Source organism: Sporosarcina ureilytica (assembly GCF_001753205.1).
Classification (GTDB): domain Bacteria; phylum Bacillota; class Bacilli; order Bacillales_A; family Planococcaceae; genus Sporosarcina; species Sporosarcina ureilytica.
Genome location: NZ_CP017560.1, coordinates 3,327,334 through 3,351,688, shown reverse-complemented (window position 1 = coordinate 3,351,688; position 24,355 = coordinate 3,327,334). Strand labels below are relative to the sequence as shown.

Here is a 24,355-nt window from a genome sequence, read left to right as displayed (position 1 = left end):
GAAAAGTAAGATACGACTGGAAATGAAAAAAGCCGCAGTAAAATCGATAAGATGAACTTAACTCAAACGGAGGAGGAAGGATAACATGTATACAGTACTCGAACTGCTTAAAGAAATTACGGGAATTATTTTGTACATGTGATGAGGATCCACTATACAAAAAAGAAATGGAGTAAAACCATATGGATTACAAATTGAATGCTGCAAGTAAAAAAAATAAAGGAATTAACTACAACAATTACTATATCGAGAACCCAACAAGGGTAAAAACGCTTGTCCCAATCAATATTTATAAAACAACTGATTTTATTCCTAAGTATGTAAAAGAGGAAGTCCCGCTGGACACGTATTTCGATGTCAATGATGTTGAATTTTCATTTGACGGTTATCCAAGGTTGAAAATTAAAAAAGGCTATTGTTCGGCGAATAAAATATTTGTTCAGCAAGTATCTGAAGAAAGTAGGGAAGAAAGTTATGACGGCACTCGTTTGCGAAAATAAACTTTTAAGCACAAGTCATTTGACGAAGACATATAAAGATTATCGTGCTGTAGATGAAGTTTCCATGACGATCAATAAAGGAGATATTTATGGTTTTATTGGAAAGAACGGTGCTGGAAAAACAACCTTTATTCGTTTATTAACACGATTAATAGAAAAAGGCTCGGGAAATATTCAATATTCTACTAGAGAGGAAATAAAAATTGGAGCGGTTATTGAAGGGCCTGTATGTTATCCATATTTATCGGCTAAAGATAATTTAAAGTATTATGCAATTCAAATGAACATTAAAGAGAAAAACAGAATTAATGAAGTTCTAGAGTTTGTTGGACTCGCTAATACAGGGAGAAAGCCATTTAAGGACTTCTCCTTAGGGATGAAGCAGCGCTTAGGCCTAGCATTAGCCATTTTAAATAATCCGGAGTTTTTAATTTTAGATGAACCTATTAATGGATTAGATCCACAAGGGATTGTTGAAATTCGAGAAATCATTTTACGTCTTAATCAAGAGTTTGGGACGACCGTTTTAATATCTAGTCATATTTTATCCGAGTTGTCCATGCTTGCTACTCGATATGGCATCATTAATGACGGCAAGTTAGTGAAGGAGCTAACTGCCAGCGAATTGGAACAAGAATGTCAACAGCATATCGTCTTAGAAACCTCGGACAGTCAGCAAACGATTGATATTTTAACTGCATCTGGTTATAAGGTACGAAGTGAGCAAAATGTAATTACGTTAAAAGAAAAGGATTCTAGTATGCCTAAAATCTCTAAATTACTTTTCGATCACGGCATTTATATACTGAGGTTTTATTCTGAGGAAGAAAACTTAGAGGATTATTATTTAGATTTAATAAATAGGGGTGCGGGTCATGCTTAATATTATAAAATCCGATTTTTTTAGAATAATGAAAGGTAAATTATGCTTTTATTCTATTGTTGGCATGGTTGTATTAGGCATCTTTTTCGGATTTATTGCTTCCGATGATACGGCTTTTGAAATTGCGAAATCTGGTTTATCGAACGGTTCATTACTTATTCCAATCTTCCTTACAAATATTTTAATGGTAGTGTGGGGGCATGAATTTAGCTATCGGGTAGTGAATAACTCATTAATTTTAGGTGTGAAACGTTCTACATTTTTTATGGGTAAAACAGTCTTAACTTTTATTTTGACTATTTTATTTGTTCTAGTTTACTCACTTAGTTTATTTACTACAACATTTGTTCTTTCTGGCGGATTTGATGTAGTGGCTTTATTAAAAGTGATCCTGGCCCAAATTCCATTGTATTTAACGGCTAGTGCACTAGGGGTCTTACTATTTAATATCATTAAATCCACTTATGTGTCCGTCGCAGCTTTTATTTCAATTGCATTTATCGGTGATAGTTTTCTATCAAATATTATCGGGACTTATCTTCCTAAATTCGATTCGATTTTAGACACACTTTTCTTTACGAACATAAGAAATGTCACCAACTTATCAAACTTATCAACATCTTTTACAACAACTATTTTTGTTAGTAGTATTGCCTATACTTTATTGGCATTAATCATAAGTTATTCATCATTTAGCACGAGAGAATTTAAATAAAGGAGAGGTTTTTGATGAAGAAAAAAATTATAATCGCTGGCGTTGTTTTATTACTGATAGGCGTATGGGGTTACTCATCTGTTTCACAGTCAAGTACCAACACTTATGTTGAGAAAGAATGGGAATTGTCCTCGAAGCAAATAGAAGGGATTTCATTAAATAAAGCGGAACAAAATATTAAAGCTGTGATCCAAGAAAGTGATGATGAAAAAACAACGATTTCATTAAGTGGAAATGTATCTGAACAAGCTGAAAAAGCTTTGGCAAATTCGATTTCGACTGATAATAAGTTGGATATTAATTTCTCAGAAAAAGGCGGCGTAAAACTGCTCGTTACGAGTGAAGGAAAAGACGAATTATTGTTAACGATTAATTTGGCGAAAGACGCTGCGTTCAAAGAGTTAGATTTTAATATGACCGTTGGCAGTGTGTCTATTAACGTACCTGAAAACTTTGATGGCAAATATAAAACAAAGGCGGAAGGTGCAGGCGAGGTGCTTGCTGTCCCACAAACGAATGAAACGATGGATAGTCTTATTCAAGTTAAAACAATCGGGAGTATTAATATAGAGAAATAGGGAGATAGAAAATGTATGCACATTCTATGCAAAATTCAAGTACTGACTGTGGAATTGCATCACTCAAAACGATTTTAAAACAACTAAATGTAAATGTGGGCAATCCTAATGACTTATACAAAAATTATAATATAAAAAAGGATCAAGGAATTTCATTATGGGAATTAAATCAAATTTTAATTGGCTATGGTGTTCAATCCGATTCGTATGAAGTCACTGATTTTGAGCAATTGAAGGAAGTGGAAAAACTTCCGATGGTGATTGTCGTTGAAAATGATGGGCTGGCACACTATGTTGTCGTCCATGAAATAAAGAATGGAAAATTCATCATATCAGACCCATCCAAACCTAAAATAATGGAATGCGATGAGGGGTATATTAAATCAATCTTTTTAGGCTTTGCATTATGTATCAATAATGTAGATATCACCCAAAAGAGGATTCGTAAACAATCTAAGCCAAATCAAAAAGAGCGTAGTATAGGCGAAACATTGTACAAGAGAATGATGGATAATCTTCCGATAAAAACAAAAATAAAAATGATTGGATTATTGTTCTTAAAGTACATGCTGCCAGTGGTTTCAACAGTGGTTATTCAGGGGTTTATGCAAGTGAACAATGGCGATTTATCCTTGGAGGATTTGGTTTTTCCGTCTATAACCGCATTCATCATAATCGTCTTGTTCTATTTTGTAAACATAGGAGAAGGACACCAAAAAGTTATGATCGAAAACAGACTACAGGCAGCTGTGTTGTCACAATACTATCAACAAAAAATTAATGACTTAGACTCAGGTAAAAATGCGGACAATGTCACAGGTTACTTCTGGAACCTCTTGAATTCAGTTTCGGGTTTACTTCAAAAGTTTTATTTTAAACTAAATCTTGTTTATGTTTTATTCTTATCAATTCTATTATATCAATTTAGCGTATTATTAACGGTTTCATTAATATTCTGGTTCGTGATTTTCTCATTGTATCTAAGGAACCAAATTCCGAAAGTTAGAAATGAAGAAAGAGATATTGTCGGAAAATCTACGGGTTTTTCTTATGCGGTTGAAAATAACATAAAAACATCGCTGGATATCAATTTGTTTTCGAAAAATAGTGAGTCGGAAAAATTCGTTAAACAAAAAATGGATGAATTTCTAAAAAGTAAAGTTACTAGGACGAAAACGGAATTAAGAATATTATCAACCTATCAATTGATTGTAACACTAATGACAATTTCGGCTTTCATTATATTTGGTTTTATATCATTAAATGAAAGTCCTGATCATTTAATGAATACTTCCAATAGTATTTTCCTTATTTCACTTATACTAGGGAGTCTTTCACCAGTGGTGCAAACTTGGTTAACTTATCAAAAAAGTACTGTTGCTATCGATCACATACAAAGCGGCGGAGATTATGAGGATGAGCAAGTAGTAGAGGGGAAAGAAAAAATGGGGGTGGAGGAGATTAACTCCATTTCTATCGATAACATAAACTTTGGTTATCCAGGAAGTGAGGAGCTATTCAGGAACTTCTCTGCAACATTCGAATCAGGGGAAATTTCCGCGATTACCGGTGGCAATGGTTCCGGGAAATCTACCTTAGTCAAGATAATCTCTGGAACATTAGAACCGAGTTCGGGTGATCTAACGATTAATGGCTCTATTTCTAAAAGGTCTTTTAAAGATGTGGCTATTCATGAATATATTAGTATGTACTCACCTGAATTTAATGTATATGGAAGTACTGTTGGAAGAAATATTCGATACAAAGTGTTTAATGAAGAATTGAGTGACAAAGAGAAACAAGACTACGACGATATATTTAAATTGCACTTACTTAATAATTATTTGATACAAAGTGACGGAGTTAATATTTCGCAAGGACAGAAACAAAAAATACTCCTAATGCGGGCGTTGAATCAAGATAAAAGTATCTATATATTTGACGAGCCTTCTGGAAATTTAGATAAGGAAGCAAAAGGGGTATTGATCAAAAAAATGAGAGAGTTGGCCATTGAAAAAAATAAAATTGTCATTTTAATTACTCATGAAGAGGACATTTTAAGGTACGCACATAAGATTGTGAATGTTGAAAGGATACTCGAAGTAAATAAATTAGAATACTAGGGAAAACAATAGTTGAGGGATTTACTAAAAAGAGAAGGCGGAACATCATGAGAGATTTCGGAATTGAGTGATAAGTGACGGTCTTTGGAAAAATAAATACCTTTTTGTTTCTTTGATAGAAATGTATTAAAAGTACAGCGAAGGGGGGTGGCAGCGTGAAACCTTTAACGCAGGCAAAGGCCCAGGAAGTGAATGCAGGCTTCTGTATTTTTAAGATTGGTATTGTAGGCATCTTTTGCTGGTAAGGCATAAACAGAACTTTGAAGGGGGGCGAAATGATGAAACCTTTAACACAGGCAAAGGCTCAAGAAGTGAATGCAGGCTTCTGTATTTTCAAGATTGGCATTGTAGGCATCTTCTGCTGGTAAGGCATAACCAGAACTTTGAAGGGGGGCGAAATGATGAAACCTTTAACACAGGCAAAGGCTCAGGAAGTGAACGCAGGCTTCTGTATATTTAAGATTGGTATTGTAGGCATCTTTTGCTGGTAAGGCATAAACAGAACTTTGAAGGGAGGGCGAAATGATGAAACCTTTAACGCAGACAAAAGCTCAAGAAGTGAATGCAGGCTTCTGTATTTTCAAGATTGGCATTGTAGGCATCTTTTGCTGGTAAGGCATAAACGGAACTTTGAAGGGGGGCGAAATGATGAAACCTTTAACACAGACAAAAGCTCAGGAAGTGAACGCAGGCTTCTGTATTTTCAAGATTGGTATTGTAGGCATCTTTTGCTGGTAAGGCATAAACAGAACTTTGAAGGGAGGGCGAAATGATGAAACCTTTAACACAGACAAAGGCTCAAGAAGTGAATGCAGGCTTCTGTATTTTCAAGATTGGCATTGTAGGCATCTTTTGTTGGTGATCTATTAAAAACAGATGCATTTGCAGTCTGCATAAATAAGTAAAATGTCATGATTCATAAATAGGGTTGTCCCAAGTGTCATAAAAAATGACTTTTGGGACAACCCTTCTTTCTTATGTCATAAAAGGGACTAACCGAAATTAAACTTGGAACTTCCATATAGCGATTTGTGAAATTGGGCATACCGGGGGAAGATAATCGCTAAGAAGTATTTGAAACGTTAAGTGTTGAAAAATTGGTTATCATCAAACGGCTTTTAATAAAGAAGGATAATCCAATCGTGCTATAGAAGTGTTTGTTAGACTTATAATAGCTTCGATCGCGGATTCGCTGCAGGAAGGATGATCCTAAGAAAAATGTATCTTTCCTCCGGAGAATACGTATATCATGTAGGGCAGGTTCCAGGAAAATGAACTGGTCATCACCGTTAATGGGAATAACTTTCTTACCTAGTTGAGCTTCGAATGGAATAACTTAATACGTATTATTGTAAGAGGGAAGGTGAATTAATGAAAAACAGGTTGACACTAGTGGTGTTAGCTATTGCTTTACTACTAATAATGGTGGCATGTGGAACGAACGAACAAACAAAGAATCTGAAAAAAACTAGGACTGTGTCGTTTGGAGGGGATGATTATAAGCAAATGATAGCTCCCAATAATGAGATAGGGTTTGAATTACTCAAAGAAATTGAGCCGGATGAAGATGGCAATTTGTTTATTTCGCCGACCAGTTTATTTATGGCATTGTCCATGATTTACAATGGGGCGGAGGGCAGCACGAAAGAAGAAATTGCACAAACGCTGAAATTGGACGGGATTGAGACAGAAGCGCTGAATAAAGCAAATGCTTCTTTAATGAATCGCCTACAGAAAGATTCGGATTCTATTCAATTGGACATTGCTAATTCGATTTGGTTAAATAAAGAATTTCATTTTCAAGAAGCTTTCTCTGCAAACAATCAAAATTATTTTAATGCCGAAATTGAAGAAATTGATATTGGGGATGCTGCATCTGCCGATAAAATCAACAAATGGGTGGCAAATGCAACGAACGATAAAATTACAGAGATGGTAACTTCTCCACTAAATCCAAATATGGTCACCTATTTACTAAATGCTGTTTATTTCAAAGGGGATTGGACCTACGCATTTGAGGAAGAAATAACAAAGAACGAACCATTTTATTTAGATGATGGAACGACTAAAGAAGTCCCGCTTATGTCACTCACTGAAGAATTAGGTTATATGGAGAATGACATGTTCCAAGCTGTCGAGCTACCTTATGGTGACGGGGAAATGAATATGAAAGTGTTTTTACCAAAAGCGCATATAGATATAAAGGCATTTCAAAATGAATTGACAATAGAGAATTGGAAAATGTGGCATGAATCATTCGAAGAGAAAAAAGGGACGGTTCAATTGCCCAGGTTCCAATTGGACTATGAGGTTTTATTGAATGATGCTTTACGTCAGTTGGGGATGGCATCAGCATTTGAAGAAGACGCAGACTTCTCTAAGATGATCCAAGAAAATAATCCGATTTGGATTAGTATGGTCAAACAAAAGACGTTTCTCGATGTGAATGAAAAGGGCACTGAAGCTGCTGCTGTAACGGGAATTGAATTTGAAACGACTGCCATGCCGCTAAATGAACCATTTACAATGAAAGTAAACCGCCCATTTTTCATTGCCATTACGGATACAGAAACAGAGGCAATTATTTTTATGGGGATCATTACAAATCCTCAAGAAGGAAAATAAACGAATCTTTCTGACATGACTTACGTATAACAAGTAATATAGCTGATGGGAAGGATAGTGTGTATGAGCAAGTATTCATTGAACGAGTTTATTCAGCGTACAAAACAAGATGAACATAGTAATGAGTTTTTTGAATTAGAAACACCACGGATCTTAGAAGTGAACCTACAAGATTTAGTTTGGGCAAAAATGGGGTCGATGATTTCCTATACGGGAAATATTAAGTTTGAACGTGAAAGAGTGTTAGAGCATGGACTTGGTAAAATGTTCAAAAAAGCATTGACCGGTGAAGGAACTGCCCTGATGAAGGCGGCGGGAAATGGTCGATTGTATTTGGCGGATCAAGGGAAGAAAATTACAATCTTTGATTTAAATAATGAATCTATCACGGTGAATGGGAATGACTTGCTCGCATTTGAGCCAGGCATTGAATGGGATATTAATTTAATGCGTAAAATGGCAGGCATGATGTCAGGCGGTTTATTCAACGTAAACTTAAGGGGCCGCGGAAAAGTTGCGATTACGACTCACTATGAACCACTTACCTTACTCGTGAAACCGGGGCAACCTGTAATAACGGATCCAAACGCGACCGTTGCTTGGTCGGGACATCTTGAACCTGAATTCCGCACAGACATTAGTTTTAGAACTCTACTAGGAAGAGGCAGCGGGGAATCGATTCAAATGGAATTTTCGGGTGATGGTTTTGTCATCGTGCAGCCATTTGAAGAAGGGTTATCAACGGGAGAACCATCTTCATAAAAATGTTGACTGTCCTATTTAGGGCAGTTTTTTTGTAATAAAAATCAAGATTGACTTGAAAAACAGAGTTTTTTTCCGAAGACTAGAATGCTTACTTGACCATATGACCGAATACGTGTTATAGTCATTTTAGTAAATCGGGAATTGAGGTGGGAAGGTGGACCGCAGACAAGAAATATTAGAAGCTGCAGCAAAATCATTTTCGCTTTTTGGCTACAAAGCGACGACGATGGATCAAGTTGCCAAAATCGCGAACGTTGGAAAAGGAACGATTTATACTTTCTTTGCGAATAAGGAAGAGTTATTTAACGCGATTGTTGTGAAAATGATTGACGAAATGCGTGTAGAAGCAGATAAGGCGGCATTGGAAGGCGGCACATTTGAGGAAAAGGCGCATGCAAGATTGATGCATATGTTAAAGTTCCGAGAAACTCATTTATTATATGCAAAACTAATTGATGAAGAAAAAGAATTACGGACACCTGCAGTCGCAGAAGTCCTTCAAGAAATTGAAGAAGCGATTGTTTTCTATATAGAAGAGAAAATTAAGAAAGCAATTATGAATGGCGAAGTGCGGCAGTGTGATACGAAGTTAGTTGCGTATTTATTGTTTAAATCTTATCTTGCGCTAGTCGTTGATTGGAATAAAACACATGACGAAGAACTGGACGAGGATCGAATCGTAAAGTTAATTAGCGAGACCATTTTTAAAAGTCTCTTTGTTTGAGACTTATTTTTTTATTACAAAATGACTGAATGAGGAAATTAGTCACTTGGTTTAAGGGGAGATGTATGTATGAAGAATACAATGATGAAAGCGGAGTGGCTTCAACTTTTTCGGACACGTAAGTTGATCATTCCGATGATCGCAATATTATTTATACCTGTCTTATATGCAGGTATGTTTTTATGGGCGTTTTGGGACCCATATGCGAATATGGAAGACTTGCCTGTTGCGATCGTTAATTTAGATGAAGGGGCAACGTTGGACGGGGAAGAATTAGCACTTGGTAAAGAGTTGTCGGATACGCTAATCGAGGACCAGACTTTCAAATTTATGGCTGTTTCCAAAGAAGAAGCTGAAAAAGGGCTTCAAAAACAAGACTATTACGTTGTCATAGAAATCCCAGAGAACTTCTCCGAACATGCGACAACTTTACTGGATGAAAATCCTGAAAAACTTACGATTATTTACAAACCGAACGAAGGATTTAACTTCTTATCAGCCCAAATTGGTGAAACCGCGATGGATCGAATTCGTGCGGAAGTGAATGAAAAAGTAGCTTCTACTTACGCAGAGCAATTATTCGATTCGATTGTTAAGATGGGCGATGGATTCGGTGAGGCAGCTAACGGGGCCGGTGAAATACATGAAGGTGCAGCGAAATTAAAAGACGGTGCCGATGAGTTAAAAGGGTATCTCGAAACCCTGGCAAGCAGTACCGTTACGTTAGCTGATGGTACGGCTGAACTTGCCAATGGTGCAAGAGAGGCTGCAAAAGGTGCTAAAGAATTAACTGCTGGACTCGAAGAATTGGCAAATGGTTCTTCAGCGCTTGTAACTGGTGCGGAGAAAGCCGCTAGCGGTGCCTCTGAATTACAAGAAGGCGTGGCAACGTATACAGATGGCGTGCAAAAATTAGCAGACAGTTATGGGCAAATTGGTCAAAAAGAAAGTGAATTTAACGGCGCGGTTGGCACGCTTTATGGAAAAACGAAAGAACTGAATGCAGCGGCAGGTCAATTAGCTGCTGGCGCAAATGATTTAAATGCTGGGATCGAGCAATTATCGGCTCAGTTAAATCCGTTACTTGCGGCACTACCAGAAGAACAGCAAGCAGCATTACATGCGGCTTTCGAACAGTTACAGGCAGGCAGCACTACTTTGTCAACAGGCTTACAAGGTTTATCAGCCGGAACTTCTGCGCTATCCGAAGGGGCAGGGGAATTGGCTACTGCCTCAGACCAACTTGCCGGCGCGCATAGTCAAGCATATGCAGGACTAAATGAATTAAATGATGCCTCTCCAACGTTAAGAAGTGGGGTGACTGCTTTAGCGAGCGGAAATAGTGAGCTTGCCGCGGGTCTTGGCAAATTATCTGAGGGAGTTGTTTCCGCAAAAACAGGTTCGACTACTTTAGCGTCAGGCTTAACGGCATTGACTGAAGGAACCGATACGGTAAACGGTGGAACTAAGACACTAGCCTCGAAATCTAGAGAGTTGGCGGATGGATCTAAATCGTTAGTGGATGGTACAGCAGAATTGGACGCAGGTGTCTTAACGCTGCAGGAAAAATTAGCTGAGGCAAATGCTGAAGCGAGTGATGTGAAACCAACGGAAAAAACGTATGAAATGGCAGCATCTCCAGTAGATGTTGAGCAAAATGGCATTAACCATGTTCCGAACTATGGTACTGGGTTTGCACCGTATTTCTTATCATTAGGATTGTTTGTCGGTGCTTTACTGTTGTCTATCGTTTTCCCACTAGTAGAACCAGCAGTAAAACCGACGGGTCCATTTGCGTGGTTTACAAGTAAGGTATCTGTTTTAGCAATCGTTGGATTAATTCAAGCGCTCATCGCAGTTGGTATCGTGAAATTTGCGTTAGGCATGGAAACGATCAATACGCCATTATTTGTGGTCACTGCGATTTTGACAAGTTACACATTTATCGCGATTGTTCAAATGCTTGTATCAATCTTTAGTGACACAGGCCGCTTCATAGCGATTTTAATATTAATTTTGCAATTAACAACGAGTGCAGGGACATTCCCACTCGAACTTATTCCAGCACCGCTTCAAATTTTCAACGTTTTACTGCCAATGACGTATTCTGTCTTTGCGTTTAAGGCAGCTATTTCAACAGGAGACATTTCATTCCTGTGGGCGAACAACGGCATTTTAATCGGATTTACAGTTGTATGTTTAGCGATCACATTCGGTTATTTTGCACTTGTATTCAAAAGAAGACATTCTAGAGAAGAAGTAGCGGAAGCATAATATTTAAAAACTCGATCCGATTGGGTCGAGTTTTTGATTTGGGTTATTTCTTTGTTATTTCTGAAGCAATCAGTTGTAAATCTTCAATAAATAACCGGTATAAGTTTGGGCGACGTCGAACTGCAAGTGGGTGATAAGCAACAGCCGTCAGAAATCCATTTACATGATGAAATTCACCTCTTAAACTTTTCACATCGACGTCTGGATTTTGAAAGAAATGTTGAACCGCGACATTTCCGAGACATAACACAAAGGAAGGGATTTGTTTTTGCAATTGTCCATCTAAGTGTGTCTGCATGCAAATTCGTCTTGTTTGCTCTTTATCATAGGCCCGAATGGGTCTTCTTTTTAAAATATAAGTAGCGTATACATCGTCCGGGTACAGTCCAACTTCATGGATTGCCCGTTGCAACGTTTCCCGTGTACCGCAAACGTAAGGCTGACCTTCACGATTTTCCCGAGCACCAGGATTGTCGAGCACAATCATAATTGGGGCATTTGGATTTCCCTCACCCCAGACCATTCGTGTACCTTGTTTATAAAGGCCGCATTCCTCGCAGTTTTTCATGTTTTCAGGCGTCGGATCTTCCGGCCAAGCTACCGGACAAAATGAATTCATTAACCTCACACTCCTCATCATAGTTTGCGGCGCAGGTGGGTGAAATATGTCAATCAATCTTAATTGATATATAATGATTACAAAAGGGGAGGATGTTTGATGAAAAAACTATTGCTTACAGGATTTGAGCCGTTTCTAAAGTTTTCTGTAAATCCGACAATGAAAATTGTAGAAGCTTTACATGGGATGGAAATCGGCCAATATAGCATACATAGTGAAGTGTTGCCTGTTGAGTTTAAATTATCCGGTCCAGCGCTTATGGACCATATTGAAAATTTGCAGCCAGACGCGATTATTTCACTCGGACTTGCTGGGGGTCGTTCTAAAATAACACCCGAGCGTATTGCCATTAATGTCAATGATGGGCCGAAAGATAATAGCGGCTATGCGCCAGTAGACGAGGAAATTATCAAGGGGGGTGCGGACGGCTACTTTTCAACACTGCCAATTCGTAAAATGGTCGATGCCCTCAATGAAGCAGGATTACCGGCCAAGATTTCTAATACAGCGGGCGCTTATTTATGTAACAATGTCATGTACCGAGCGCTCCATTATGCGAATGAACAACAAAAGCCTATGAAAGCTGGATTCATTCATATCCCAGCTTCTCATGAACTTGCGATAGAACAGGGCGCTATCCCAAGCTGGTCAGAGGAAGATTTGAAAAATGGAATACTTACTTGTATAAAAGTGCTTGCTGCGGAATGAAGAAATGCTTCCAAAATGACTTATATGTCCATTTTGAAAGCATTTTAACTTTTGGGGATAAAAGTATGCAACGTTTATGAAAGTACACAACGTTTCTCGAAAAGTATGCAACGCTATCGCGAGAGAACGCAACGCTTCGATAAAAGTATGCAACGTTTACGAAAGTACACAACGTTTCTTGAAAAGTATGCAATGCTATCGCGAGAGAACGCAACGCTTTGAAAAAAGTATGCAACGTTTACGAAAGTACGCAACGTTTCTTGAAAAGTATGCAACGCTATCGCGAGAGAACGCAACGCTTCGATAAAAGTCTGCAACGCTATCGCGAAAGTACACAACGTTTCTTGAAAAGTATGCAATGGGCTAACCCAAATTCTTGGGACAATATAAAACAACATCAAAGTGTTACACTAGTAAAAAGCGATAACGTCGGGGGTTTTTATATTGAAAAGAAACAGATATTCAAGTGAAGTTAAATGGGCTGTTGTGAAAGATAAATTAAGTGGTAACTTTACAGATAAAGAGATTTTAGAGAGGCATGGAATCAAAAATAGAGCGCAAATTGCAAGCTGGATGAAGTGGTATAAAAACAATGAAACTTATCGCTTTGATCAACCAATCGGCCAACAGTATGCCTATGGTTTTCGTTATGATTTCAAGAATGGACAAGAGAGACAAGATCATCAGCTATCTCAATTGAAAATGGAGAATGAAGTGCTAAAAAAGTATTTAGAGATAAAAAGGGGGTTGGAAAAGAAGAGGTAATTAGAACTGTAGAGGAAATGAAAGGAAAATACACAATTACCTCTATCTTATCGGCATTACAAGTTCCCCGTTCAAACTATTATAGATGGCTTGGCGAAGAGCGTGAGAAATCACTTTCAACCAAAGAAGAGGCAATCATTGAACTGTGCAAGAAAACTAAGTATCGCTATGGACACAGAAAAATTAAAGCTCTGTTAAAGAAAGAATATGGGATTAGATTAAATCGTAATACGGTTCAATCAATCATGCAAAAGCATAATGTACAATGTCGTGTTAAGCCTAAAAGAAAATGGAAGTCACAAGGTGAAACAGTCGTAATCAGACCTAATCTGCTTAATCGTCATTTTACTGCAAGTGCACCAAATGAGAAGTGGGTAACTGATATTACCTATATTCAATATGGTAGTAAAACAAAATATCTCTCCACTATTATGGATTTATATAATAATGAAATTGTAGCCTACAAATTGTACGATCATCAACAGACATCCCTTGTCATCGATACCCTTAAGGGGGCATTAGAAGCCCGCAACAACCCTGAAGGAGTTATCATTCATTGCGATCAAGGTACCGTGTACACATCATACGCATTCCAAGATTATGTAACGGCAAATCATCTGGTATGCAGTATGTCACGGAGAGGGAATTGTTGGGATAACGCAGTTATAGAATCGTTCCACTCAAGCTTGAAATCTGAAGAGTTTCAGTATGTTAAATTCAATTCACTTAGTAATGCAGAAGTCACTAAACGCGTCACTGACTATTTAAATTATTATAATGAAGAACGTATTCAGGAAAAACTAGGCTACCTTTCACCAAGAGAATATTTTGTAGAAGCAGCCTAGCGACTGTTGTTTTATACGTGTCTCAAATCGATATGTCAGTCTACAACGCTATCGCGAGAGAACGCAACGCTTCGATAAAAGTCTGCAACGCTATCGCGAAAGTACACAACGTTTCTTGAAAAGTATGCAACGCTATCGCGAGAGAACGAAACGCTTTGAAAAAAGTATGCAACGTTTACGAAAGTACGCAACGTTTCTTGAAAAGTCTGCAACGCTATCGCGAGAGAACGCAACGCTTCGATAAAAGTATGCAACGTTTACGAAGGTACGCAACGTTTCTTGAAAAGTCTGCAACGCTATCGCGAGAGAACGCAACGCTTCGATAAAAGTATGCAACGTTTACGAAAGTACACAACGTTTCTTGAAAAGTATGCAACGCTATCGCGAGAGAACGCAACGTTTTGAAAAAAGTATGCAACGTTTACGAAAGTACGCAACGTTTCTCGAAAAGTCTGCAACACAATCGTAAAAGAACGCAACGCTTCCCGAAAAGTTCACAACGCCTCAACGAAACTATACAACGTAAAAAAATCTAAGAACCAACAAAATCCCCACCATCTACGTGGATCGTTTGGCCGGTTATATAAGTAGAATCGGACGAGGCTAAAAACACATATGCAGGTGCATTTTCTGCAGGTTGTCCACGACGTTTAACAGGCGTATCTGCACCGTGTTGTTTTACCTTTTGACCGTCAAATGTAGCAGGGATTAATGGTGTCCAAATTGGACCAGGCGCTACCGCGTTTACTCGAATGCCTTTTTCCGCTAAATTAAGTGCAAGTGAACGTGTAAACGAAGTGATGGCTCCTTTGGTAGCGGAATAATCGAGCAAACTTACCGAGCCGTTATAAGCCGTTACGGAAGAGGTATTGATGATTGCATCTCCTTTTTTCATATGTTGCAAAGCAGCTTTTGAGAGGTAAAAAAGACCGAAAAAGTTTGTTTCAAAAGTTTCTCGCAATTGGTCTTCCGAAATATCGGCTATATCGTTCTGCGGAAATTGTTTGCCGGCATTGTTGACTAAAATGTCCAAGCTGCCGAATTCATTTATCACTTTATCAACCAACTGCTCACAATGTTCTTCCTCACTAATATCAATCCTGATTTTGTAGGATTTCACGCCATATTTCTCGATGAGTTCAACTGTTTTATCCGCATCTGCATCTTCTTGTTCGGCCAGATAAGCGATGGCAACATTGGCGCCTTCTTTAGCGTAGGCGACAGCAACCGCTCTGCCAATCCCACTGTCTCCGCCGGTAATGAGTGCGTTTTTACCTTTTAACTTACCAGAACCATTGTAGTTTTCATCATCATAAATAGGTGCTGGTGTCATTTCTTCTTCGACCCCAGGCTGTTTATCTTGCGTTTGTGCAGGTACTTGCTCATTAACTTTTTCATATTCATCTTTTGGCAATGAAATCCCTCCGATTATCGAACAATGTTATCTGAATAAATTGTTCCCAGAACGGAGGGAAATAATCTTTTTAGTAATTAAAAATGAAAAATCCGAAGGGAGCCAATGTCCCTCCGGATAGTTATATTTGTTAAAAGAAAAATAATCCAATACTTATAACAAGGCCGCTTAATAACAGAACAAATACACAATAACCCATAATATCTTTAGCACGTAAACCTGCAATTGCCAGCGCTGGTAATGCCCAGAAAGGTTGGATCATGTTTGTCCACGCATCTCCCCATGCGATAGCCATAGCAGTCTTAGAATAGCTCACGCCAAGTGCTTCAGAAGCTTCGAGCATGATAGGTGCTTGAACTGCCCATTGACCGCCGCCTGATGGGACAAAGAAGTTTACAACCCCGGCAGCGTAAAAAGTAAAGAGATGGAAAGTATGCTCCGTTGAAATGGCAACGAACCACTCGGATATGACACCGGCAAGTCCAGATGTCACCATCATACCCATAATACCGGCATAGAACGGGAATTGGAATATAATCCCACCGGCTGTTTTAACCGCTGTTGCGATTGCCGCAAGAAATTGTTTTGGCGTACCGTGAAAAATGATTCCAAGAATAAAGAAAATTAAATTGACAATGTTTAAGTTCAAATCAAATCCATTAGATGCAAAATGCTGAATCAGATAGGCGAGTCCTAAAGCTCCGATAAGCATTGAAAGTAACACACTATTTTCTAATCTGTCAGCTGGTGTCAGGCTAGTTTTCTTCTCCTCAACTTCGACTTCGGCCTTATCTTCTAATAGTTTAGGATCTATCGAAAAAGTATCTTCAGGCTTCGGCATCATGAAGCGATTCAGTAACGGAACGGAAATAACAAGTGCGATTACGATAATTAAGTTATACGTCGAGAAAATCGTTTCTGCTGTCGGCACAACGCCCATGATATCCGCGAAAGGATGATCTGCAGTTGCGATTGATAACGGTATTGAGCCAGCTAGTCCACCGTGCCAAATAATAAAGCCTGAGTAGGCGCTTGCAATCAATAGGCGGTAATCTACTGTCGTCACTTTTTTTGCAATCTCTTTTGCAAAAAGCGCCCCAATGACGAGTCCGAATCCCCAGTTAATCCAACAAGCAATTAACGACACGATTGTCACAAGCAAAATTGCGGAACCAGGTGATTTTGCTCCATTTGCTAGTGTACTTAACAGCCTTTTGAACACCGGGCTAATTGCTAAAACATACCCAGCTACTAGTACAACGACCATTTGCATGGTGAATGATAATAATCCCCAAAAGCCGTCTCCCCAATGAACGACCATATCAAGCGGACCAGAATCGGTAAAAATGATTCCAAGTAAAAATACGAGCAAAGTTAAAATTGCGACGAACACATACGGGTCAGGTAAATACCGTTCCATAATATTATTTGACCAACGCGTTAAAACCTTCATCACACATCCCCCCTTGTAGAATATTTGGAATTCCCTTAACATTCTATAGTAATCAATGTTTTATATCAATGTGTTGTTAACTATTAATGATTACTTTGACGAAAATAATAATTGACTATCATCTTGGATACTAAGTGTGGCAAGTAATGGTTTTCGAAGCGGAAAGATAGGGAATTGAAAAAACGGAGCGTCCAGGTTGGAACAGCTCCGTTGTTTTATGAATGAAGGGAAGGTGTAATTTCTTCTTTCGTCATTGGGTGGCCGATGAAGTACCCTTGTAAGGCATCGACATCGAGCTGTTTTAGAAGGGTTAGTTGTTCTTCTGTTTCAACGCCTTCAGCGACAACGTATATATCCATTGACTTTGCGAATTGTATCATGCCATTCACGAGTTTTTTCGTTTGTTCATGAGTCGTTAAAGAGTTGATAAACAATTTATCAATTTTAATCTTCGTAATTGGCAGAGACTGCATATATCTGAATGACGCGAATCCTGTCCCGAAATCATCTAGTGCAAATTCTACTCCTGCATCTTTTAATACTTTCATTTGACTTGAGATTGAATTTTCTTCCTCTGCTTTGAAAGCAAACGTTTCAGTTATTTCAAGTTGAATCCGTTCAGGAGGACAAGAAGCCTTCTGAAGAATATTCATGATTTGCTTGTTATGTTTTGGGTTGTTAAATTCACGAACAGATGTGTTCACAGAGATGGTTGTTGGTTTATTCGCGTTATGTAGAGTCGCTGCTAGTTGGGCAGCTTCTGTTAAAACGAATGTACCGATTTTCTGAATAAGCCCATTTTCCTCTGCGATGGGAATTAATTCATCGGGAGAAACATGTCCGAGCTCGTCATCATACCAACGAACTAATGCTTCGTATAATAAAATATCTCCTGTATAACTATCAATTTGAGGTTGATAGACAACTTGCAATTTATTATCATTTAGTGCAGAAATTAACTTTTTGTGAATCAAAGATTTTCGATTTAATGCTTTGTGGGAAGCAGTAGAAAGCGTCGTAATCTTTCCGCCCCCATGATTCATTACATCTTGTGTAGCGGAGAGAGCCGCTTTCATCATGTTTGTAAATGTTTTTTGGTCTTCAGGATATCGAATAATTCCACCGCTGACCGTTATGGACAATAGATCATTCTCGATGTATATAGGATGGCGGTCTAAAAAGTCGTTAAAACCTTCAATGAACCAGTCTGCAAATTGTGTTAACACGACGAATTCATTGACGCCGACACGTGCAATTTGGCTGTTTTGGAAAAAACGTTTCATACGATTTGTAAAAGATTGAATGATTTCTTTCCGGGATTCATTTGAATGAAAGTCTTGTATTGCATAAAAATGATCGATAGCTATGTATGCGAAAGCGAAACTAGTTCCCTGTGAAATGAATTTATTGACAGCTGTTTCTAAGTTATGACGACTCATAAGCCCCGTTTCGTAGTCAAAGAATGCGATTTGTTCAAGACGTTGGTGGAGTTGGACATCCTTTGTCATATCTAATTCAAAGGTAATTACAGAAACCAATTCATCAGTTGAACGAATGATGGGAATGGCTGTCATTTTCACATAATAAGGATCCCCAACCCGACTCACTTTTTCGACTGTCCCTGACCAAGGTTTACCATTCGATACATGTTCCCATATTTTAGTAGCTTCCTTTTGACCTGTATCTGTATTCGGGAACATTTGCCAAAAACTTTTCCCGAGTACACGTTTAGGTGTCCACTTGCTGGTCTCTAAAAATTCTTTATTTGTATATGTAATAGAGCCGTTGCTATTTATATGTGTGACCATGTAAAATTGTTCGAGGCTCTCGATAATATCAAGTAATTCAGGTTTAAATTGTTTATATTGTGATAACATACAATTCCGCCTCCTAGGTTGACTTACTATGATTATATACCTAATAGAGGGAAAATACATTAAATAAAACACAAGGCCTATAGAATAAAATTTTTTTAATTATTGTGGTTAAAACTGGTTGAAAAGATGAAGTTAACTGTAATTTTATGGTAGCAATTCGTTGAAATATGTATTCATTACGATTAAATAAGGGGGGGGGAGTAGGTAAATGAGTAGATTGAAAGGAATCACAATGATTATTTCCGGGGCAGTCCTCTGGGGAGCTACGGGTCCGATGATGGAATGGTTATTAAGAAACTCGGATATGTCCGTGACATTTATGTTGACGATTCGTTTACTTCTTGCAGGAATCATTTTATTGACAATTTTAAAGTTACAAGGAAAAAGAATTACTGCGCCTTGGCGTCAACGTGTTTGGTCTCGCCAGCTAATTATATTTGGGATTATCGGTATGCTCGGCGTTCAATTAAGTTTTGCTTCTTCAATTGATACAAGTAACGCAGTCATTGCTACGTTATTTCAGTTTTTGGCACCGATCTATATTATATTGTTTGTCTCCTGGACGCATAGAAAATTACCACCCGCTGTTCAAGGATTGGGAATGGTTATCACATTAGTTGGATTGTTTTTTCTGTTAACGAATGGCTCGTTATCAGGCTTTACACTTAGTAAAATTGCCCTGTTTTGGGGACTGGCTGTCGGGTTTTCTTTCGCATTTTATACGCTTTATCCAGCACGACTTATGCAAGAATGGGGCGTGCTCATCTCAGTAGGTTGGGCGATGGTCATTGGCGGGGTTACATTATTAATTACTCAAATGAATACCGTCATAAAACAATTTAGACTTCTTGGCGACTGGGGACTCATGATGATGTTGCTACTTATCATCGTCGTAGGGACTGCTGCTTTTATTTTGTTTTTAGGAAGTATGAAATACATTACTGCGGTAGAAGCAAGCATTCTATCAAGTTTTGAACCACTAACTGCGATGGTTATCTCGGTCATTTGGTTCGGACAAATATTAGGCCTCTGGCAATTTATAGGCGCCATTACTATGTTAATAGGGGTTACGTGGATTTCGGTGGCGGGAAGTAAAATAGAGACCGCTTCTGATGATTTATTGAAAGAATGACTAAAAAGGTGGATTCCGGTTTGGGAATCCACCTTTTTAATTACGACCGTTCGGAAAAATAGATGAATTCAGTTTGTTCAGTATACAGATCGAATGTTGTTGTGGCATAATAAGACTACAGTAAATAATTCGGGGTACGAAAGAGTTTTGGGGGTCTCTGCTGATGAAAACAGTTTTTTCACGTGCGTTGCCATATAAGTGGCCAATGATAATTGCTTTTAGTCTCATGCTTATTGAATTAAGTGTTGAATTAATTCAACCGCTTTTTATTGCAAAAATCATTGACGATGGAATTGTAGCCCGCGACACGAATGTCATTATTATATGGGGTGCAGGGATGATGGGGCTTGCATTCGCAGCATTTTTCTCGGGTGCGATTAACTCTTATTTTGCTGCACATGCTGCACAAAGTTTTGCGTTCGATTTACGAAAAGCATTATTTAAACAAGTGCAAAACTTTTCGATGGCTACATTTCTTCGTTTTCCAACTGCCGGTCTAATAACACGGTTAACAAGTGATGTAACGATGGTGCAAAACGTATTGTTTATGTCTTTGCGGATTATGATGCGTGCACCGCTTCTGGTGATTGGAAGTTTAGTCATGGCCTTTATAGTGAACGTGAAATTAGCGCTTTATTTAGTTATTGGTGCACCAATTTTACTTGTTTTTCTAGTATATATGTCAAGAAAAGGCGTGCGATATTTTGCGCGTATTCAAAGAAGATTAGATGGGGTTAATCGAATTATTCAAGAAAATTTACAAGCGGTTCGGTTGATTAAAGCGTACTTAAGGGGAATGTACGAAGCGAGCCGTTTTTCTAAAGTAGCGGATCTGTTGCGTTCAGATACCGTCCGAGCAATGCGATTAATGGAGTTTATTCTTCCGGTTCTATTATTGATCATGAATGGAAGTTTAATGGCGGTTCTTTGGTTTGGTGCGATTGAAGTGCAAAATGGGGGGGCAAAAGTAGGGGAACTTGTCGCCGTGGTGAACTATGCAATGAGAATGACTGGGGCATTTTCGATGTTTGCCTTTATTATTAGTGCATTTTCCCGTGCGAAAGCTTCAGCAGATCGAATGGAAGAAGTATTACTAGCAAATGAAGACCTTGAAGAATATGACACAGATAGTCAGGCCCCTCGAACACTAAAAGGGGACTTACGTTTTGACAATGTGTCTTTCCATTATCCAGGAAAAGACGAGCCGATTCTCGATCACGTATCCTTCCATGTGAAGCCCGGTGAGAAATTGGCGATTATGGGGGCAACTGGTTCGGGGAAATCAACATTACTTAATTTAATTCCTCGTATTTTCGATGCAACGGGGGGAGAAGTATATGTTGATGGAAAAGCAGTGCATGATTGGCCGCTAAAAGATTTAAGAGACACAATTGGACTCGTTCCGCAACAGTCTATATTGTTTACGGGATCTATTTTTGAAAACTTATCTTGGGGAGATTCGGATGCCTCTACGATTGAATTAGAAAATGCTGCAAAAAAAGCGCAAATTCATGAATCCATTGATTTATTTCCAAATAAGTATGAAACCCGTGTTGGGCAAAAAGGGGTCAACTTATCAGGTGGACAAAAGCAAAGACTTTCGATTGCGCGGGCACTTGTTCGAGAACCTTCTATTTTAATCTTAGATGACAGTACGAGTGCGCTCGATGTCAAAACGGAAACTGCGCTTTGGACTGCGCTTGAAAAAGAAAGGGCAACGATGCTTGTTGTGACGCAAAAAATCTCGACAGCTCAAGGTGCCGATAAAATTCTATTATTGGATGATGGACGTGTTGTCGGTTATGGAACGCATCAGGACTTAATGAAGCAATCAGCGTTGTATCTTAAAATTCAACAATCACAGTCACAAGATGGGGAGGTGGGGTTCAATGGTACGCATACTTCGTAAACCTTTTGGCTATGAGCCGATTTTAAGGAAAGAGGATATGAAAGGGGATAAGCGATTTAAAGGTGAGAGAGCAAGTAACTGGAAATCGGTCTTGTATCGTATTTGGCAACTCGTCGACGAACAGAGAGCCTTGCTTATCACCGTGTTAGCACTTGTGTTTGTTTCATCTGTACTCACTTTACTCGGTCCTTTTATGGTCGGTAGAATTATTGATCATCATATTGTCGTTGCGCAGTTTGACGGGCTTGGTACTAAAATAGGGATTCTTATTTTGATTTATATTGGCTTATCGACAGCCATGTATTTACAAAACTACTGGATGGTGGGCATTGCCCAACAAACGGTTTATCGGTTAAGAACAAATATATTTACACATTTACAAAAACTTCCTGTGACGTTTTTTGATAAACGACAGCATGGTGAATTAATGAGTCGTGTCACAAATGATATTGAAAACGTCAGCCAAACGTTGAATACATCGTTTATCCAAGTCTTTTCGAGTATTTTAACGCTGACTGGTACAGTGGCACTTATGCTGTATTTAAGTCCGTTACTTACTTTATTAACGATGATCATTATTCCGATCATGTTTATTGCCATTCGCTGGATCACACGCAGGACTGGAAAGTTGTTTAAGGAACAGCAAAAAGCAGTTGGGGAATTAAATGGAATGATAGAGGAAACGATTTCTGGACAGCGTATTGTGAAAGCTTTTTCCCAAGAAACGCGCGTAATGGAAGAGTTTGAAGAGAAAAGTGATCGTTTACGACGGACAGGTTTTTGGGCAATGACCTATTCAGGATTTATTCCCAAAGTAATGAATATGCTCAATAACGCCAGTTTTGCGGTTGTCGCAGGCGTTGGGGGCTTGCTAGCCTTAAAAGGCGATGGGTTAGTGACGATTGGGACGATAGTTGTTTTCTCGGAATTGGCTCGTCAATTTACGCGTCCGCTGAATGATTTAGCCAACCAATTTAATACGGTCCTTTCTGCCATTGCAGGGGCAGAGCGGGTTTTTGGGATTATCGATGAAGCCATTGAGGAAGATGATGCAAAAGGTCATCATGATACCGTATTAAAAGGAGATGTCGAATTTCGCAATGTCTCATTTGGTTATGCTGTTGAGACAGATGGTTATACGGTGAGTGATGTGTCATTTCTCGTAAAGCCTGGAGAAACAGCAGCTTTGGTTGGCGCGACAGGTGCGGGAAAAACGACAATTATGCAATTACTTGCTCGTTTCTATGAGGCGGATAAAGGTGATATTTTAATCGATGGAATTCCAATTCGAGAATTGCCGCGTCAAACGCTTCGTAATCAAATGGCTTTTGTTTTACAAGATCCATTTTTATTCGAAGCGACAGTGTTTGAAAATATCCGTTATGGGCGTCTAAACGCGACGGATGAAGAAGTCATTGAGGCGGCGAAAAAGGCAAATGCACATAGTTTTATTAGTCGATTGGAAAATGGGTACGATACGGTATTAACCGCGGATGGTGGAGAGATTTCACAAGGTCAAAAACAACTGCTTTCGATTGCAAGAGCGCTCGTTGCAGACCCTGTGCTTCTTTTGTTAGATGAAGCGACAAGTAGTATTGATACAGTGACAGAACTAGAAATTCAAGAAGCGTTGGAGAGATTAATGAAGGGACGCACAAGTTTTGTCATTGCCCATAGGTTGAATACGGTGCGTAAAGCGGATACCGTTTTTGTGATGGAACAAGGTAAACTCATTGAGTCGGGAAGTCAGGAGGAACTGATTGAACGCAAAGGGGTTTATTACAATTTGCTGGTTGAATCGAAAATTTAAGTTTCAACACATAAGAAAAGCTACGCATTTCCGCGTAGCTTTTGGCTCGAAACTATTTTGTTTTATGAATGCGAAGTTCAGTTCCTTCGTCAAAATTAACGTTAAGTTCAAACTTAGAGTAATCATCAATCTCATAGAACTTAAGAATGTCGTTTATTGCTTGGTCCTCGGGGGTGTCTTTTGTTAGGCGAATCTCCTTGAATAAAATGTCTAATTCATCCATTGCTTTGGCGCCTTCTACATCAATCTCGTTTAATTTATTTTTATAATCCGCATCGGCCTGTTCGGTGACATCATAACTCACATCAATTGCATCTTCTCCGTTGATGTCAATTTCAAGGTCGAAAATCGTGAAGCCAAATCCATCGCCCGATTCAATAGAACCGCCTTCAGTTTCTTTTTCTGTAGTGAGTACTGGGTCGTTTTTTGTATCATCCGCAGGTTTTTTTCCGCACGCGCCAATGACCAAGACACTTATGATTAAAATTAGACTTAAAAATTTCCACTTTCTCAATGAATCCACAACCTTTCAGTTTTTTTCATACTAGTATTTTGCCTTTATTTTGTTTTACTAAACAAAAAATGGAGAAAAGGTTGTGGGATTGTTAGGGTAAAGGGTCACCGTTTTGCAAGCAG

Annotated in this window: 20 protein-coding genes; 15 read left to right on the top strand and 5 right to left on the bottom strand. The window is 38.7% G+C overall.

The features are described from left to right. Window positions 1–182 precede the first annotated feature (182 nt). The 9 genes from BI350_RS16155 (at window position 183) to BI350_RS16115 (ending at window position 11,187) form a co-directional block, all read left to right on the top strand. Window positions 183–500 carry a DUF5776 domain-containing protein gene (locus tag BI350_RS16155; protein WP_075529096.1) on the top strand — a complete coding sequence of 106 codons (318 nt, stop codon included), beginning with the start codon at window positions 183–185 and terminating at the stop codon, window positions 498–500. Then, window positions 475–1,383, top strand: coding sequence for an ATP-binding cassette domain-containing protein (locus tag BI350_RS16150; protein WP_075529095.1), 909 nt, complete (start codon window positions 475–477; stop codon window positions 1,381–1,383). Before BI350_RS16155 ends, BI350_RS16150 begins: the two co-directional genes overlap by 26 nt. Next, complete coding sequence (locus tag BI350_RS16145) at window positions 1,376–2,098, top strand: hypothetical protein (RefSeq protein WP_075529094.1); 723 nt, start codon at window positions 1,376–1,378, stop codon at window positions 2,096–2,098. The genes BI350_RS16150 and BI350_RS16145 overlap by 8 nt, the downstream gene beginning before the upstream one ends. 14 nt (window positions 2,099–2,112) lie before the next feature. Beyond that, window positions 2,113–2,676 carry a hypothetical protein gene (locus BI350_RS16140; RefSeq protein WP_075529093.1) on the top strand — a complete coding sequence of 188 codons (564 nt, stop codon included), beginning with the start codon at window positions 2,113–2,115 and terminating at the stop codon, window positions 2,674–2,676. 11 nt (window positions 2,677–2,687) lie between these two features. Beyond that, window positions 2,688–4,799 carry an ATP-binding cassette domain-containing protein gene (locus tag BI350_RS16135; protein ID WP_075529092.1) on the top strand — a complete coding sequence of 704 codons (2,112 nt, stop codon included), beginning with the start codon at window positions 2,688–2,690 and terminating at the stop codon, window positions 4,797–4,799. 1,371 nt (window positions 4,800–6,170) lie between these two features. Then, window positions 6,171–7,424, top strand: coding sequence for a serpin family protein (locus BI350_RS16130; protein ID WP_082295132.1), 1,254 nt, complete (start codon window positions 6,171–6,173; stop codon window positions 7,422–7,424). A gap of 63 nt (window positions 7,425–7,487) precedes the next feature. Beyond that, window positions 7,488–8,186, top strand: a complete 699-nt coding sequence (locus BI350_RS16125; protein WP_075529091.1) for an AIM24 family protein — start codon at window positions 7,488–7,490, stop codon at window positions 8,184–8,186. Between the two features lie 157 nt (window positions 8,187–8,343). Further along, a complete protein-coding gene (locus BI350_RS16120) occupies window positions 8,344–8,913 on the top strand; it encodes a TetR/AcrR family transcriptional regulator (protein ID WP_075529090.1) in 570 nt (189 codons plus the stop codon). A gap of 69 nt (window positions 8,914–8,982) precedes the next feature. Further along, a complete protein-coding gene (locus BI350_RS16115; protein ID WP_245698273.1) occupies window positions 8,983–11,187 on the top strand; it encodes a YhgE/Pip domain-containing protein in 2,205 nt (734 codons plus the stop codon). Between the two features lie 43 nt (window positions 11,188–11,230). Here BI350_RS16115 and BI350_RS16110 read toward each other — a convergent pair whose 3' ends face one another. Continuing rightward, window positions 11,231–11,806 (bottom strand): uracil-DNA glycosylase, encoded by a 576-nt coding sequence (locus BI350_RS16110; protein ID WP_075529089.1) that lies wholly within the window; start codon window positions 11,804–11,806, stop codon window positions 11,231–11,233. Window positions 11,807–11,905: 99 nt separating this feature from the next. Here BI350_RS16110 and BI350_RS16105 point away from each other — a divergent pair, with 99 nt between their 5' ends. The 3 genes from BI350_RS16105 (at window position 11,906) to BI350_RS16095 (ending at window position 14,124) form a co-directional block, all read left to right on the top strand. Beyond that, window positions 11,906–12,514, top strand: coding sequence for a pyroglutamyl-peptidase I (locus BI350_RS16105; protein WP_075529088.1), 609 nt, complete (start codon window positions 11,906–11,908; stop codon window positions 12,512–12,514). A 444-nt stretch (window positions 12,515–12,958) separates the two neighbouring features. Further along, window positions 12,959–13,279 (top strand): transposase, encoded by a 321-nt coding sequence (locus BI350_RS17475; protein ID WP_075526275.1) that lies wholly within the window; start codon window positions 12,959–12,961, stop codon window positions 13,277–13,279. A 17-nt stretch (window positions 13,280–13,296) separates the two neighbouring features. Beyond that, on the top strand, window positions 13,297–14,124 hold the full coding sequence (locus tag BI350_RS16095) for an IS3 family transposase (protein WP_075526276.1): 828 nt from the start codon (window positions 13,297–13,299) through the stop codon (window positions 14,122–14,124). 532 nt (window positions 14,125–14,656) lie between these two features. Here the strand turns inward: BI350_RS16095 and BI350_RS16090 are convergent. From BI350_RS16090 to BI350_RS16080, 3 genes are all read right to left on the bottom strand, one after another. Beyond that, a complete protein-coding gene (locus BI350_RS16090) occupies window positions 14,657–15,538 on the bottom strand; it encodes an SDR family oxidoreductase (protein WP_075529087.1) in 882 nt (293 codons plus the stop codon). 130 nt (window positions 15,539–15,668) lie between these two features. Then, complete coding sequence (locus tag BI350_RS16085) at window positions 15,669–16,991, bottom strand: short-chain fatty acid transporter (protein WP_075529086.1); 1,323 nt, start codon at window positions 16,989–16,991, stop codon at window positions 15,669–15,671. A 215-nt stretch (window positions 16,992–17,206) separates the two neighbouring features. Next, window positions 17,207–18,868 (bottom strand): bifunctional diguanylate cyclase/phosphodiesterase, encoded by a 1,662-nt coding sequence (locus BI350_RS16080; protein ID WP_075529085.1) that lies wholly within the window; start codon window positions 18,866–18,868, stop codon window positions 17,207–17,209. Window positions 18,869–19,076: 208 nt separating this feature from the next. On the opposite strand from BI350_RS16080, the gene BI350_RS16075 reads away from it, so the two are divergent. From BI350_RS16075 to BI350_RS16065, 3 genes are all read left to right on the top strand, one after another. Next, window positions 19,077–20,000 (top strand): DMT family transporter, encoded by a 924-nt coding sequence (locus tag BI350_RS16075; RefSeq protein WP_075529084.1) that lies wholly within the window; start codon window positions 19,077–19,079, stop codon window positions 19,998–20,000. Between the two features lie 163 nt (window positions 20,001–20,163). Then, entirely contained in the window at window positions 20,164–21,909 is a 1,746-nt protein-coding gene (locus tag BI350_RS16070; RefSeq protein WP_075529083.1) for an ABC transporter ATP-binding protein, read from the top strand. Beyond that, a complete protein-coding gene (locus tag BI350_RS16065) occupies window positions 21,890–23,719 on the top strand; it encodes an ABC transporter ATP-binding protein (protein ID WP_075529082.1) in 1,830 nt (609 codons plus the stop codon). Before BI350_RS16070 ends, BI350_RS16065 begins: the two co-directional genes overlap by 20 nt. Window positions 23,720–23,771: 52 nt before the next feature. Here BI350_RS16065 and BI350_RS16060 read toward each other — a convergent pair whose 3' ends face one another. Beyond that, complete coding sequence (locus BI350_RS16060) at window positions 23,772–24,233, bottom strand: YusW family protein (RefSeq protein ID WP_075529081.1); 462 nt, start codon at window positions 24,231–24,233, stop codon at window positions 23,772–23,774. Window positions 24,234–24,355: the final 122 nt, after the last annotated feature.